The sequence below is a fragment of the Paenarthrobacter sp. UW852 genome, assembly GCF_024608385.1.
Taxonomy (GTDB): domain Bacteria; phylum Actinomycetota; class Actinomycetes; order Actinomycetales; family Micrococcaceae; genus Arthrobacter.
This window is the reverse complement of record NZ_JAMSGY010000015.1, coordinates 1-14,234: the sequence shown is the minus strand read 5'-3', so window position 1 is coordinate 14,234 and position 14,234 is coordinate 1. Positions and strand designations below refer to the sequence as shown.

At 63.3% G+C, this 14,234-nt stretch carries 13 protein-coding genes; 7 read left to right on the top strand and 6 right to left on the bottom strand.

Annotated elements, in window-relative coordinates:
- Positions 1-14: 14 nt before the first annotated feature.
- Together NEK97_RS19445 and NEK97_RS19440 are read right to left on the bottom strand one after the other, a co-directional pair.
- Entirely contained in the window at positions 15-1,457 is a 1,443-nt protein-coding gene (locus tag NEK97_RS19445; RefSeq protein WP_257371353.1) for a glycosyltransferase family 4 protein, read from the bottom strand.
- Positions 1,454-2,161: a glycosyltransferase gene (locus NEK97_RS19440; RefSeq protein WP_257371352.1), complete on the bottom strand. Its 708-nt coding sequence runs from the start codon at positions 2,159-2,161 to the stop codon at positions 1,454-1,456. The genes NEK97_RS19445 and NEK97_RS19440 overlap by 4 nt, the downstream gene beginning before the upstream one ends.
- Positions 2,162-2,445: 284 nt before the next feature.
- Here NEK97_RS19440 and NEK97_RS19435 point away from each other — a divergent pair, with 284 nt between their 5' ends.
- Positions 2,446-4,695, top strand: a complete 2,250-nt coding sequence (locus NEK97_RS19435; RefSeq protein WP_257371351.1) for a S9 family peptidase — start codon at positions 2,446-2,448, stop codon at positions 4,693-4,695.
- Positions 4,696-4,701: 6 nt separating this feature from the next.
- On the opposite strand, the gene NEK97_RS19430 is transcribed toward NEK97_RS19435, so the two are convergent.
- Together NEK97_RS19430 and NEK97_RS19425 are read right to left on the bottom strand one after the other, a co-directional pair.
- Positions 4,702-5,511 (bottom strand): class I SAM-dependent methyltransferase, encoded by an 810-nt coding sequence (locus NEK97_RS19430; protein ID WP_257371350.1) that lies wholly within the window; start codon positions 5,509-5,511, stop codon positions 4,702-4,704.
- 19 nt (positions 5,512-5,530) lie between these two features.
- Entirely contained in the window at positions 5,531-5,914 is a 384-nt protein-coding gene (locus tag NEK97_RS19425) for an STAS/SEC14 domain-containing protein (protein ID WP_257371349.1), read from the bottom strand.
- 218 nt (positions 5,915-6,132) lie between these two features.
- On the opposite strand from NEK97_RS19425, the gene NEK97_RS19420 reads away from it, so the two are divergent.
- Entirely contained in the window at positions 6,133-7,773 is a 1,641-nt protein-coding gene (locus NEK97_RS19420; RefSeq protein ID WP_257371348.1) for an ATP-binding protein, read from the top strand.
- Between the two features lie 149 nt (positions 7,774-7,922).
- Here NEK97_RS19420 and NEK97_RS19415 read toward each other — a convergent pair whose 3' ends face one another.
- Positions 7,923-8,093, bottom strand: coding sequence for a hypothetical protein (locus NEK97_RS19415; protein ID WP_235517317.1), 171 nt, complete (start codon positions 8,091-8,093; stop codon positions 7,923-7,925).
- Positions 8,094-8,200: 107 nt separating this feature from the next.
- Between NEK97_RS19415 and NEK97_RS19410 the strand changes: the two genes are divergently transcribed.
- Positions 8,201-9,253 (top strand): CDC27 family protein, encoded by a 1,053-nt coding sequence (locus NEK97_RS19410; RefSeq protein WP_257371347.1) that lies wholly within the window; start codon positions 8,201-8,203, stop codon positions 9,251-9,253.
- A 2-nt stretch (positions 9,254-9,255) separates the two neighbouring features.
- Positions 9,256-10,812 (top strand): bifunctional diguanylate cyclase/phosphodiesterase, encoded by a 1,557-nt coding sequence (locus tag NEK97_RS19405; protein ID WP_257371346.1) that lies wholly within the window; start codon positions 9,256-9,258, stop codon positions 10,810-10,812.
- Here the strand turns inward: NEK97_RS19405 and NEK97_RS19400 are convergent.
- Entirely contained in the window at positions 10,809-11,405 is a 597-nt protein-coding gene (locus NEK97_RS19400) for a GNAT family N-acetyltransferase (RefSeq protein WP_257371345.1), read from the bottom strand. The two genes, NEK97_RS19405 and NEK97_RS19400, sit on opposite strands and share 4 nt — an antisense overlap.
- Before the next feature lie 108 nt (positions 11,406-11,513).
- Here NEK97_RS19400 and NEK97_RS19395 point away from each other — a divergent pair, with 108 nt between their 5' ends.
- From NEK97_RS19395 to NEK97_RS19385, 3 genes are read left to right on the top strand one after another with little or no spacing between them, the layout of a single operon-like run.
- The gene (locus NEK97_RS19395) at positions 11,514-11,978 is read left to right on the top strand and encodes a hotdog fold thioesterase (RefSeq protein WP_257371344.1); all 465 of its coding nucleotides are present in this window, start codon (positions 11,514-11,516) and stop codon (positions 11,976-11,978) included.
- A gap of 7 nt (positions 11,979-11,985) precedes the next feature.
- Positions 11,986-13,335: a phenylacetate--CoA ligase PaaK gene (paaK, locus tag NEK97_RS19390; RefSeq protein ID WP_257371343.1), complete on the top strand. Its 1,350-nt coding sequence runs from the start codon at positions 11,986-11,988 to the stop codon at positions 13,333-13,335.
- A gap of 37 nt (positions 13,336-13,372) precedes the next feature.
- Complete coding sequence (locus tag NEK97_RS19385) at positions 13,373-13,975, top strand: TetR/AcrR family transcriptional regulator (protein ID WP_235517323.1); 603 nt, start codon at positions 13,373-13,375, stop codon at positions 13,973-13,975.
- Positions 13,976-14,234: the final 259 nt, after the last annotated feature.

Sequence of the window (14,234 nt, the reverse complement as noted above, 5' to 3'; positions counted from 1 at the left end):
GTAGGGACCGCCCGCTACTGGCCATCTACGGCATCGACGGGAGCAAAGGAACTCCCGGGACCCGCAAGCAAGGTGTTGGGTCCTGCCGGACGGAGTTCAACGGTCTCCACGCCAATCTGTTTCAGGGCAGCGAAGGCCTCGAACTCGTCACGGCCTTTCATCATGACCGAAATATGGCCGTCGTCCGTCAGCGCTACTTCGTCTGTTGCCCGCAGGACAGCCCTGAGGTCCGCCCCCGCAGGGAGTTCGAAACGAACCAGCGTGGAAAGATCCGAGTGCAAGGAGCGCAGGTCCCCGCCCGCGCGTCGTGCCTTTTCCTCCTCCAGCAGGACACCGGTGAGGAGCCTGGTGCTGCGGTCCCAGGTGAAGCAGCTCGCCCATTCCTTGCATTCCACGGAAACGTCCCTGGCCGCGTCAGGCTCGGCCAGGGCCGACAACGCCTCGACCAGGGCCGCCCCAAACTCTTTGGGGGTATCGGCCAACCAACCGGTCCTGCCGTCCAGCACGGAGTCCCTAATACCGGGTACGCGCAAGCCCAGGCAGGGCACGCCCCACGCTGCGGCCTCGATGACTGAGCATCCCCAGCCTTCCGAGGCCGAGGTGGAGGCAGTAAGCCAGGCCCTGCCCAGCAGTTCGTCACGGACGTCGTTGGGCTGGTACCCGTGGAACGTCACCGCATGGTCCAGCCCCAAGTCCATGGCCAATTGCTGCAGGCGTGCCCGTTCCGGCCCGTCGCCGACGATGTCCATCCGCAGTTTGGGGATGCTCCTTGCGGCCACTGCGAATTGTCCCAGCAGCAGGTCCAGCCGTTTGTGCGGAACCAAGCGGCTGACGACGGCGATGGTGGGCCTGAGCGCGCGGCCGGAAACCTCGTGCGGGCTATCAATGGTGCCGTTGGGCACCACGTGGATCGGTCCGGTGAACCCTAGCTTGCGAAGTTCCAGCCGCGTGGAGGCAGAGACCGCCACGATGGAGCGCTGCCCGTACACGGACTTGGCCCCTGAGTTTTCCAGGAACCGGCCCACCGCGGCCATGGGTGGAGAGAACTTGGTACGGAACTGTTCCTGATGGACATGGTGGATCAGCTGGATGATCGGAATATCCCGCCGGAGGAACAAAGGAGAGAAGAACGGAATCCCGTTCTGGCAATCCACTACGGCATCAAACTGCCCACTGGTCCGCAGAAGCCGCATCGCCGAATGCGCATAAATGGAGAGGGTTCCGCCTCCGCGCAGAATCCGGATGCCGTCAATGAGGTCCTCCGCCGACTGACCGGCGTCGCGTCCCGTGAACCAGGTGACCTGTACTCCGTGCTGCACCCATCTCCTGGAGATTTCATGCATGTATTGCTCCGCGCCACCAGCCTGTGAGTGCTTGATGTCGCGCCAGTTGAGGACCAGCAGATGCTTCCCCGCGAGCCGGGAGGGAGAGTTCAGATCGGGTAGAGCAAAGGTCATGGTGTTGCTTTCTGGAGTTGAAGCACCGAGGCAAAGCTGGCAACTCCGTCCTGGAACGGGCGGAACGTAGACTCCGCACCATCGGTCCACGCCACCGGCAGTTCGATAATGCTGGCGTCGTTGTCCTGGAGCCGAAGAAGGAGCTCGACATCAAAGGCGAACCCGGTGCTGCGGCACTGCACCATGGCAGCTGTCAGGGCATCGCGTTCAAAGAATTTGAAGCCGCACTGGGTGTCCTGGATGCCCTTGACCTTGGACCGGGTCAGGACCCGGAATGCTGTGCCGCCCACCCGGCGACCGATGTGCTGGGGACGCACAAAGGTGGAGCCAGGAGCATGGCGGGATGCGATGACGGCCGCTGCCCCGTTGGACAGATAGGACATGGTTTCAGTGAGCGTTTCCAGGGGAGTGGCCAGATCGGCGTCAAAGAAGCCTGTGAACCTGGACGTTCCGCTGAGGAGTCCGCGGCGGACTGCCGCTCCCTTGCCGCGGCGCGAACAACCCACCACAGAGATGGGTACGACGCCCCCTTTCTCACGGGAGATCCTGCGAACAACCGCAGCCGTTTCATCAACGCTGCCGTTGTCCACCACAACGATGCGCGATGACCAAGGCTGGGTAGCCAGGAAATCGGCCGTCTGCCGGAGGGTGCCTGGAATCCTGGCGGCCTCGTTGTAAGCCGGGATGACAACCTCGAGATCCACACGGGAGCGCCGCAAAGTCTCTGAATGTCGACGCGCTTGGAGACCTCCTCTCCTTCCGATGTGCACACTGTGGGATTGCAGCGGAACCATCTGAGCCTCCAATATCCGGGTAGCTGGCACGAAAACATGCCCGCAATATATGGAGTGGCGGAACCCTGCAAGTCATGACGCCAATCCCGGTTTGCCGTCCACGTGGTGGACCTCCTGGCGTTGCTGCGAACGCATCCGGGCGCTCTGAGCGAAATTGCTGGTTGGTTGTCGGAGGCCGTCTATAGAGTTGCCACATGAGCCACGCATCTCCCGTTCCTTCGGCCGCCCCGGAAAACTCCGTCCCGGAAACCCTTGCCCCGGAAACAACTGCCGGGCCGCCTGTTGCCAAGCGGGTACCCACTCGCCGCGAGCATCACGGCGATGTCTTCGTGGACAACTACGAGTGGCTCAGGGACAAGGAATCGGCAGAGGTGGTGGAACACCTCAAGGCTGAAAATGCTTATCAGGAAGCCGTCACTGCGCACCAGGAACCGTTGCGCGCAGCCATATTTGGTGAGATCAAGGGCCGTACACAGGAGACGGACCTGTCCGTGCCCAGCAGGAAGGACGGCTGGTGGTATTACAGCCGGTCGGTGGAGGGCAAGGAGTACAGCATTCAGTGCCGTGTCCGGGCCAGCAACTCGGGCGACCCCATCGCGGACTGGACTCCGCCGGCTGTGGAGGCCGGAGTGGAGCTCCCGGGCGAGGAAATCCTCCTTGACGGCAACATTGAAGCCGAGGGCAAGCCGTTCTTCAGCGTCGGTGGCGCCGCTGTCACCGTGGACGGAAATCTCTACGCGTATGCCGTGGACAACGCCGGCGATGAACGCTTCACCCTCCGGATCAAGGATCTCCGCACCGGTGAGCTCCTTCCGGACGTCATCGAGAACATCTTCTACGGGGTGGCTTTCTCCCCCGATGGCACCCGCCTCTTCTACACAGTGGTGGACGACGCCTGGCGTCCGTACCAGGTGAAAGCGCACGTCCTGGGCACTCCGGTAGCCGAGGATGAGGTGCTGTACCAGGAGGACGACGTCGCCATGTGGCTCGGTTTCGACCTCGCCTCCGACCGTCGCCACCTGGTGCTCAGCATCGGCTGCTCCGAGTTCAGCGAAACAAGGCTGCTCCGCTTCGACGACTACGAGGCCGGCCTCAGCACCGTCATTTCCCGTGACGAACATATTCTTTACGAAGCAGAGCCCTTCCTGCTCGATGGCCGCGAGACCCTCCTGGTAACCCACGACAAGGACGCCATCAACTCCATGGTGAGCCTGGTGGACCCCGATGAGCTCGACAAGCCGCTTGAGCAGCAGGACTGGCGGACCGTCGTCGAGCATTCCGAGCAGGTGCGCGTGAACGGCGCCGGCGTAACGTCCACGCACCTGGTGCTGTCCATTCGCAAGGACACCATCGAACGGGTGCAGGTGCTGCCACTTGCAGGGCTCGGTACGGCGGCGCAGGGCGACCCCGTGGAGCCTGCTTTCGATTGGGAGCTGTACACCGCGGGCGTTTCCGGCTCGGACTACGAAGCCCCCGTGATTCGCATGGGCTACACCTCCTACTTCACGCCCTCGCGTGTGTACGACTTCGTCCTGCCCACGCCCGGGTTGCCCGCAGGCCAGCTACTGCTCCGCAAGGAAAGCCCGGTCCTCGGTGGCTATGTGTCCACTGATTACGTCGCCACCCGCGAATGGGCAACGGCCGACGACGGCACCCGGGTCCCGCTGTCGGTGCTGCGTCACGCTTCGGTTCAGCAGGACAGCACCGCGGCCGGCCTGGTGTACGGCTACGGATCCTATGAGATGAGCATGGATCCTGGCTTCGGCGTGGCCCGCTTGTCACTCCTGGATCGCGGCATCGTCATGGTCATCGCCCACATCCGCGGCGGCGGCGAGCTGGGACGCCTCTGGTACGAGGACGGCAAGAAGCTCAGCAAGAAGAACACGTTCACCGACTTCATCGCCGCGACTGACTGGCTTGCGGGGTCAGGCTGGGTTGACCCCGCACGCATAGCAGCCATGGGCGGCTCGGCCGGCGGTCTCCTCATGGGCGCCATCGCCAATATGGCCCCCGAAAAGTACGCAGCGGTAGTGGCCCAGGTGCCCTTCGTGGACGCCCTGACCACCATCCTGGACCCTGATCTTCCGCTGTCCGCCTTGGAATGGGAGGAATGGGGTAACCCGATCACGGACCCTGAGGCCTACGCCTACATGAAGTCCTACACCCCCTACGAAAATGTGGCGGCCGTGGCCTACCCCAAGATCGCCGCCGTGACGTCCTTCAACGACACCCGGGTGCTCTACGTCGAACCAGCGAAGTGGGTGCAGGCACTGCGTCATGTTTCCACCGGGTCCGAGCCCATCGTCATGAAGATCGAGATGGACGGCGGCCACGGCGGAGCATCCGGCAGGTACGTCCAGTGGCGCGAGCGGGCATGGGACTACGCGTTCGTCGCGGATTCCGTGGGTGCCACGGAGCTTCTCCCCGGGGCCGGACTCAAGTAGGGGTCTTCATCGTTGGCGGGCCCGCAGCAGCGCGAAATAGCCTGGGATCACATCGGGGTCGGACGGGTTGCTGAGGGGCCGCGTTTCGATGTTTGCTGAGCCTTCCTCCACCAGGTCCCAGTCCGCCGTCGGGAATGCCTTTGCGCGTTGCTTGGCACCGAAGCGGCCGGGCATCGGCAGCCCACGAATCGCCCACTCGAGCGGTCCGGGGATGGATTTCCTCGTAGCTCCGAGGTGGCTCACGTAGTCCACCGGAGTGCCCGGAAAATTTGTCTCTGCCAGGAAAACCCCGCCCCGGGCCCCGACGACGGGCAGCAGGTTCGCTGCCAGTGCGGCACGGCCGTCGCTGTCCAGTACGTGCAGGACACCGCGGATGAACACGTTGGCGTCGCCGGTCCAGCCTGCCTCGGCCAGGGCCGCCGCCACAGTAGCCGCAGCGTCCGGTGCGGTCATGTCGCAGACTGCGAATGACGCCGTCGTGATGTCCGTTGATTCCTGCCGGGCGCGGTCAACTGCGTTCGCTGAGTAATCGAGTCCAACAGCGAGGGGAAAGTGGCGGGCAAGGCGACGGGTGAAGCTTCCATTGCCGCAACCAACGTCCACCACAGGCAGGTTCGGGTCCATCTGTGTCACCTTGGGCAGGTAGCCGTTGAGTTCGTGGTCGCTGCCCGAGTCCCACAGGACGTCTCCAGCGGCACCTGTCGAGCGGACGTCGCCCCAGTACCGGTCCCACGCCGTTAGCGGGTCCTTGGGTGCGCCGGAGGAGAGCCTGATGAGGCGTGGAATCAGCAGGTACTTCCTGAGGGCGGAGAACATTCTCCAAATATAGGTGGCGTTATGCCTCCACCAGCCACTCCAGGGCTTCTGTTTCGGAAGTGAAGAACTTGGTGGGGCACGGAGGCTTCATGATTCCAAGAAAGAAATTTGCAATCACCCTGTCAACCGGCGACGCACCCCACAGGGCGATTCGATTGGCTTGGCAGGGCTTGGCGAACACTGATCTGGCGCCACGGGTGACGTCGTCCGTCGTCGCCATGTCAACAATCATGGGGTGCCGGTCTTCGCCGCACAGTTCATTGACCCTGTCCATGGCCCGTTGGGCATCCGATTCCTGGATCCTGGCACCGCGCGGCCACGTCAGGCGGAGGATTCCCTGCTCTTCGAGTTCAAGTTTGAACGACACCTGCTGGTGGTCTTTCGATGTTGCGTGTTGATCCACTGTGCTCCTCTTGCGGTCCGGCGCCCGTGCCGGAACTGACATGGTCACCCCGGTTTGGCTTCCTCAAGGCTGACGAATCCCGTGGTCAATGTAAAGAGTGTCTTCCACGACTCATCCGGAGCATTTCACGCCGGGAAGCCGCGAGCCCCAATGCCGCTGGTAGGGTGTTGCCAAATCGGGAAATACCGTGAGTAGAACGTTGGAACGGAAGGGGCTCCGTGGGCGAGACCGTTGCCGATGCAGGGCATTCTCCGTCTGCCCTTGTGGCGGATTCGGATGAGGAGCGCCTGGCTGCTTCCCAGTCGGCGCTCACCACGGCCGGCTTCGAAGTCACTACTGCTTCGGACAGCGCCTCAGTGGCCCTCGAACTCCAACGCCATAGCCCCTCCGTGATCGTCGTCGGGAGCTGTCTGGCCCGTGGCCTGCGGAGTCCGGGGATACCGGTGCTGCTGCTCCTGGACGCCGAAGAATCAGTGGACGTCGCCGACATCGAGTCCCTGCGGATGGCGGACTACGTTCTGGCTCCCGTGCGGGGCGCGGAACTGGTGCACCGCGTCAGGACCCTGATCGGCCGGTCAAGGGAACGCGAACGCTCCCGGGGGGAGATCGAGGCGCTCCGCGAGAGCCTGCGCAACGTGTCATCGGCGATCCGGGAAACCAATGATCCGCAACTGATCGCCGACCACGTGGTCCGAGGCTTTGGCGAAGCCCTGGGCGTGGACCACGTCTGGTTCGCAACGTTCCGGGATGAACGCGTCCCCAACATCCGCGCACAATGGAACGGTCCGGGAGTGGCCCCCCTTCCCGCGAGGCTGGGAGACAGCGAAGAAACCATCGCCGAAGCAGCCAACAAGCTGTGGGCCCAAGCGGACGTCCTTGCGGTCTCGGACCACAGGAAAGATCCCGAATCAGCAATCGCGCAGGCCTTGCGGGAATGGTCCGGCGAGCTCCACCCGATCTCCACCGTGCTTCTGCCTGTTGGCGAAGGCGCCACGGCCCTGGGAATCATCCTGCTGTGCACCGTGCAGGAGGAGCACCGCTGGACCCGTGCCGAGATCGCGCTGATGCAGCACGTGGCCGGGAACGTGGCACATGGCCTTATCCAAGGCCACCTCATCAGTGCCCAGCAGCGCGTGCTGCACCAGCTCCGGCAACTGGACAAAGCCAAAACAGATTTCCTGGCCACGGTGAACCATGAGCTGCGGACACCGTTGACCTCCATCACCGCGTATCTGGACATGATCCAGGACGGTTCCGGCGGCCCGGTTCCGGAAGGCATTTCCAAGATGCTGGACGTCATTGGCCGGAACTCTGACCGCCTCCGCCGGCTCATCGAGGACATGCTGACCGTGTCCATGCAGGACGGCAGCAACCTGGACCTCAAGCCTGTGGACATCGCCAAGCTGCTCCAAGTTGTGGTGGCAACGCTGCGGCCACTTGCCGAGTCCCGGCATGTTTCCCTCTCATTCACTGAGGCAGGGGAAGACATTGAAGTGACGGCCGACGAAGCAAAGCTGGAGCAGGTCTTCACGAACATCGTTGCCAACGCCATCAAGTTCACCCCCGAGGGCGGCCGGGTGGGCATCACCAGCTCGGTATCGGCCTCCGATAACGGCGCGAGGGCGGCCACTGTGCGGATCGCCGACACCGGCCTGGGCATCCCCGAGCACGACCTCCCGCACATCTTCACGCGCTTCTACCGGGCGTCCAACGCAACGTCCGCCGCAGTCCCTGGCAGCGGCCTGGGACTGGCCATTGCCCACGACATCATCAGCCGCCACATGGGCCGGCTCCTGTTGGATTCGACGCTGGGCTCCGGAACGACGGTGTCCGTGGAGCTGCCCGTTGGAGGGCCTTAATCCGTATGACATCGCTGTCATGCGGGCCTGCGGAGATTTGTCCCGCCGTCACTAATGCTCGACATCCGGCGAAACAAAACTGATGCCCCGGGCAGCGGCCCAGGGCATCAATTTATGTCATATGGCCTTGAGAGGCGCTCCCCCAATGTTTAGTTTGGCCACCAACCGATGCTGGTGGTGTTCGTCTTGGTGCTGGTGACGCTGTTGGGCCACCATCCGATCGCCGAACTGTCCTGCGAAGAGTCGGCATTGGCTGGAGCAGCGAATCCCGTTACTGCCAGAACCGCCGCCATGAGCAGGGTTGCCGCAAATTTTTTCATCCGCTATGCCCTTTCGTACTGATGCGAATTTGTTGTGTGTGACTTGAATAAAGTCACGGGGCAAACTATACGAGCTTTTCCTCTGTAATGACATGGATAATGGGCATATGCAAAGTCCGCAGCTCGCCGCCCATGTAGTCGCCGGGCTTTCGGCACGCGCCAGATGGAAGGAGCGGGACTTCGACGAAGCCGCTCGATTGGCAAGTGACGCCGCCGCGTTGGCTACGCTGGCCGGCGACGAAGAAGCATGGTGGAACATGCGCTACCTGCAGGCTGAGTGCCTCCGCGACCAGGGTCGGATCGAGGAATTCCTTGCCTTGGCTTCCGAACTCAACGACCACACCCTCACCTCCACCTCCGCAGAGCTTGGCTCGAAGGCCGGGACCATGGTTGCCGTTGCCCTCCAAGGGCTGGGCCGGTTGGCGGAGGCGGCGACCATGGCGGCAGACGCCGCGAAACTTGCTGCCCAGGACACCGATCTGCTCTACGTCCAGATCCTTGCCCAGCGCGCCCTGATAGCCGCCTTGGCGGAAAGCCGCCTGCTCCATGACGCCTGGCGGGAGTGCCTGGCTTTGGAGACCCTGCTGACGGACGATGTGGACGAGGACACCGCGGGCAAGGGCTACTGGGTGATAGGCAACGTTGCCTTCCTTGCAGACCGCGTCAATGACGGAGGGCGCTATCACGACCTGGCGGCAGAGCTGCTATCGCCCTCAAAGGACGTTGATCTTTGGGCCCGTTTCAACAGGGCCTCCGCCGAAATGCGCCTTCAGGCCAAACTCAGCGACGCTGCTACCCTCCGCTGCATAGAAAGGGCCGAGCTCGCCACGGACATTGTGGGTGGCTCCGAAAGGGACCACTTGGAAATGTCCTTGGTCCGGGCCCATTGGCATTTCCTCAGCGGAGATATGCAGCAGGCTGCGGCCATCCTTGAACCGCTTTGCGCGCGGTCCTCCATTTTGGCCACCCAAACCTCCGCAGAAGCCCACTTCCTCCTCGCGCGAACGCTGCTCGAATTGGGGCGTCGAGATGAAGCGCTTGCGAATTTTGACGAAGCAGCCACACTGTTCGAACAGGCCGCATTGCCTGAACGAAGCGTCGCCGTTCGCGAACACCTGCGGCATGACGATGAGCGACGAGGCCAGCCGCACGGGGGGTGAGCATGTCCGAAGGAAATATCTCCAACGAGGATCCCCGTTTGGGATTGCTGCTGGACGGTATCGTGCGGTTGGCAGCTGGCGACCTGAACACCAGGATCAAGGTCTCCGACGCCCGCGATGAGATCGATGCTGTGATCATGGGTACCAACCTCCTGGCCGAGGACCTCCAGATCATCTACGAGGAACTGGAGCAGCGGGTCAACGCCCGCACGGAACAGCTCAACCAGGCACACCTGGCGATGCGCCACATGGCCATGACGGATCCCTTGACAGGCTTGAATAACCGTTCAGCGTTCGCCAACGCGCTGGCCGAGGCTCAGGCGACCGGGCATAAGGGCAGCAAGCGGCCCGCCATCCTCCTGCTGGACATGGACGGGTTCAAGTCGATCAATGACACCTTGGGCCACACCATCGGGGACAAGGTCCTTGAAACCGTTGCCGCACGGATCAGCGGAGCAGTCCGTGAACAGGACATGGTTGCGCGCATGGGAGGCGACGAATTCGCCGTCATGATCCCGGACGTATCCCCTGCCGAAGCGGCTTCAATTGGCAATCGCATCCTTGCGTCCGTGGTGGGCGTCATGGAAATCGAAGGCCAGCATTTGCGTTGCGGGGCCAGCATGGGCCTGCGGATGGCTGACCCCGGCCACGGCGCCGAAGAGCTGATGATGGAAGCGGACATCGCCATGTACGAGTCCAAGGCGGACGGACGGGGCAAGCTCAAGGTGTTTGAACCGGCCATGCTTCTTGCGCGGCAAATGCGGAACCAGCTGGTGGGCGAACTCAAAGAGGCCATCGCCGGTTCGCAACTGGTGCTCTACTACCAGCCGATTATCCGTTTGGACACCCGTGAAATCGAGGGTGTGGAGGCTTTGGTCCGCTGGAACCACCCCACCCGCGGGTTGGTCATGCCGGACGAGTTCATCCCGATTGCCGAGGAAACGGGCATGATCTCCGATTTGGGCGGTTGGGTGCTCCGCACCGCCGTCGAGCAGTTAAGGCAATGGCGCAGCGACCCCCTGACGGCGGGCCACAACTTCAGCATGCGCATCAACGTTTCGGCCGCCGACCTGCAGCGGCTTGAGTTCATCGAGGACGTCAGGGAAGCGTTGGCGTCCGCGGACCTGGACCCATCGCTGCTGGTGCTGGAACTGACCGAAAGCGCCGTCATCCTTGGCAACGACCTGGACCGCTACACGCTCAACAGCCTGCGACGCCTCGGCGTTGGTCTGGAGATCGATGACTTCGGCACAGGCTACTCGTCCATCAGCTATCTGCGCCGGCTGCCCGTCGATACCGTCAAAGTGGACCGGACCCTGCTCTCCGCCCTGGGCAGCGACCCCTCGCAACCGGCCCTGCTCGCTGCCGTCCTGCAACTCATCCGTGCCTGTGGCCTGAATGCCGTGTGGGAAGGCATCGAGACTGCCGAGCAAGCCCAGTACCTCCTGGGCATCGGCTGCACCAGCGGCCAGGGTTACTACTTCAGCCGGCCGTTGCCCGGGGAGCAGCTAACGGAGCAGCTGAAGCACCACAAGACGTGGCCCGTCACCGAGGACTAAATGCCCGACGTCGGCGCCTCACCGCCCGCTGCAACCTGGCGCCTCCGGTCCCGCCACTCGGTGTCCAGGATCGCGTAGATCTGCTCGGTGGCCCACTGGCCCTTGTAGTGCCAGTTGTCCACAAGGGTTGCTTCGAGCCGCATACCCAGGCGTTTGCAGATACCCGCGGAACCGGCGTTGAGCGCATCGAGCTTGGCGTCGAGGCGATGGAAGGACAACGTCCCAAAAGCCAGTTCCATGACGGCTTGGGCGGCTTCCGTAGCGATTCCCTGGCCGCGGGCCTCCGGATGCAGGATCCAGCCCAGCTCACCTTGCCCCGTCCCCTCAAGCCATTTCAGCACTATCTCGCCCATCAGCCCGGGCTGGTCCTTGCGTTCAATGGCCAGGCAAACCCAGTCGCCTTCCTGCTTGAACTCGAAATTCGCATACCGTCCCAGGACCTCCATGGCCCGTGTCTTGGTCAACTCGTTGCGGAAGAGAAAGCGTGCGGTTTCAGGGAGGGACTGATATCCGTAGAAACGCTCAAGGTCTTCAGCTTCGAAGCGTCGGAGGATGAGTCGGTCGGTGACTATGGGGAGCTCAATATCGGGCATGAAGATGAGGCTACTAGTCGCGGGTGAATAGTGGTCCAGTCTTGACACTTGGCGCGATCTGGGATTACCTAATGAACATTCGGTAAATAAAGCTGGAGGCAATGACGCATGGTTGAAACAACCCTCTCCGGTGCATCGCACCACATCCTGACGAACGACTACGCGTCCGAGTGGATGGGCATCCAGGTGCTCAAGATCGACGACGGCCACGCCACCATCCGGATGCACCTCCGCCAGGAGATGCTCAACGGCTTCGGCATGGCCCACGGCGGAATGATCTTCGCCTTCGCCGACACAGCCTTCGCACTGGCCTGCAACCCGGCCAACCCCACGCCCGAGGAAGCCGCCACCATCACGGTGGCATCCGGCGTCGACATCAACTTCATCAAGCCGGCGTTCCAAGGCCAGGTGATCACCGCCGTCGCAAACCGCCGCGCGAGTACCGGCCGAAGCGGCCTGTACGACATCCAGATCTACGCGGCCGCCCCGGCCCCCGCCCCCTCCCCTGACGCCGAGCCCGGCGAACTCATCGCTGAGTTCCGTGGCCGCAGCCGCACCATCTCCAAGAAGTAGGAAAACCATGACGCAGAACACCGTGGCAGCTCCAGACGTTCCCGCCTCCAAAGCCAGCGCCCCCGTGCTGGACCGTGAAGAAACCATCTCCCGCGACGAACTCGAAGCCCTCCAGCTCACCCGCCTCCAGCACACCGTGGCGTACGCCTACGATCGCGTGCCGTTGTACAAGCGCAAGTTCGACGAAGCCGGGGTGCACCCCTCGGACCTCCGCGAGCTAAGCGACCTGGGCAAGTTCCCCTACACCACCAAGGAAGACCTGCGCTTGGAATACCCCTTCGGGATGTTCGCGGTCCCCCAGGACCAGATCGCACGTATCCACGCCAGCTCCGGTACCACCGGGCGCCCCACAGTGGTCGGTTACACCAAAAACGACCTCGCCAACTGGGCAACTTTGGTGGCACGGTCGTTCCGCGCCTCCGGCGTCCGCCCGGGCATGAAGGTCCACAACGCCTACGGCTACGGCCTGTTCACCGGCGGCCTGGGCGCACACGCTGGCGCTGAAGCCCTCGGCTGCACCGTCATCCCCATGTCCGGAGGCCAAACCGAACGCCAGATCCAGCTCATCCAGGACTTCAAGCCGGACGCGATCCTCGCCACCCCCACCTACCTGCTGACCATCGCCGACGCCATGGCGCACCAGGGCATCGACCCCACCTCCACCTCGCTCAAGTACGCAGTGTTGGGTGCCGAGCCGTGGACCGAAGAGATGCGGCACGAGCTCGAAGTCACCATGAACATCAAAGCCTCCGACATCTACGGCCTCTCCGAGGTCATGGGCCCCGGCGTCGCAGGCGAAGTCGTCGAAACACAGGACGGCTGCCACATCTGGGAGGACCACTTCCGCCCCGAAATCATCGATCCGTTCGACCACACGCGCGTGCTTGGGGATGGCGAACCGGGCGAGTTGGTATTCACCTCGCTCACCAAGGAAGCCCTGCCGATCATTCGGTACCGCACCAAGGACCTCACCCGCCTCCTCCCCGGCACGGCCCGACCCGCACACCGGCGCATGGGCCGCATCACCGGCCGCAGCGACGACATGATCATCCTCCGTGGCGTGAACCTCTTCCCGTCGCAGATCGAGGAAATCGCCCTGCGCATCCCCGAGCTGAGCCCGCACTTCCAGCTGGAAATCACCCGGCCCGAAGGCAAGCGCATGGACTCGCTCACGGTCCGCATTGAGCGCCGCGAGTCCGTCACCGCCGAGGCCAGTACGACGGCGGCCCACACCTTGCGCGAGCAGATCAAGATCCACATCGGCTCGTCTTGCGTGGTGGACGTTGTGGAGCCCGGTTCCCTGGAGCGATCCAATGGCAAGCTGCGCCGCATCTACGACCTGCGACCCAAGGGCTGATCCGCTTCGTTGGCGGAGATCGTGAGAAAATGCCAGCATGCCTACTGAGACCACCACCAAACGCGGACGGCCCGGCTACGACCAGCAGTCGGTGCTCCGCATCGCCGTCGACGTCTTCAACCGGCACGGCTACGACGCAACGTCCATGGGCATCCTGGCTGAAAACCTCGGGATTTCGAAGTCCGCCATCTACCACCACGTGCCGTCCAAGGGCGATCTGCTGAAGCTCGCCCTGGACCACGCACTGGGCGGGCTGGAGGCGATCCTTGAGGAGCCTTCTGCCACGTCAGGGCCTGCCGACGCTCGGCTGGAGTTTGTGCTCAGGCAGACCATCGCCGTGCTGGTGGACCGGCTGCCGTTTGTAACTTTGCTGCTGCGCCTGCGGGGCAACACGGAGATCGAACGGGACGCCTTGGAACGGCGGCGTGCCTTCGACCACAAAGTGGCTGCCCTGATCTCCGCTGCCCGCGAGGACGGCTCGCTCCGGCAGGACATCGATCCCCGCACTGTGACCAGGCTCTTGTTCGGCACCATCAACTCGATCGTTGAGTGGTACAAGCCCGGCGGCTCGCTGTCCCCGGAGAAGCTCGCGGACGACCTGATCACCATGGCCTTCGAGGGCCTCCACACGGCCTCCTGACCCTCACTCACAACCCCACCCCCTTCCGGCCAACCCTCACTCACAACCCACCCCCTTCCGGCCAACCCTCACTCACAACCCACCCCCTTCAAGCGCCCGACGACGGCGGCTGGCTGCGGTCGTTGTGCAGGAGCGTTTGCCCTCAACACGGCGGAATGTGAGAGAGCGTTGCTTCCCCTCAGCGGTCAGGACGGCCTCCGGCCAACCCTCACTCACAACTCGCCCCCTTCCGGCCAACCCTCACCCACAACCCACCCCC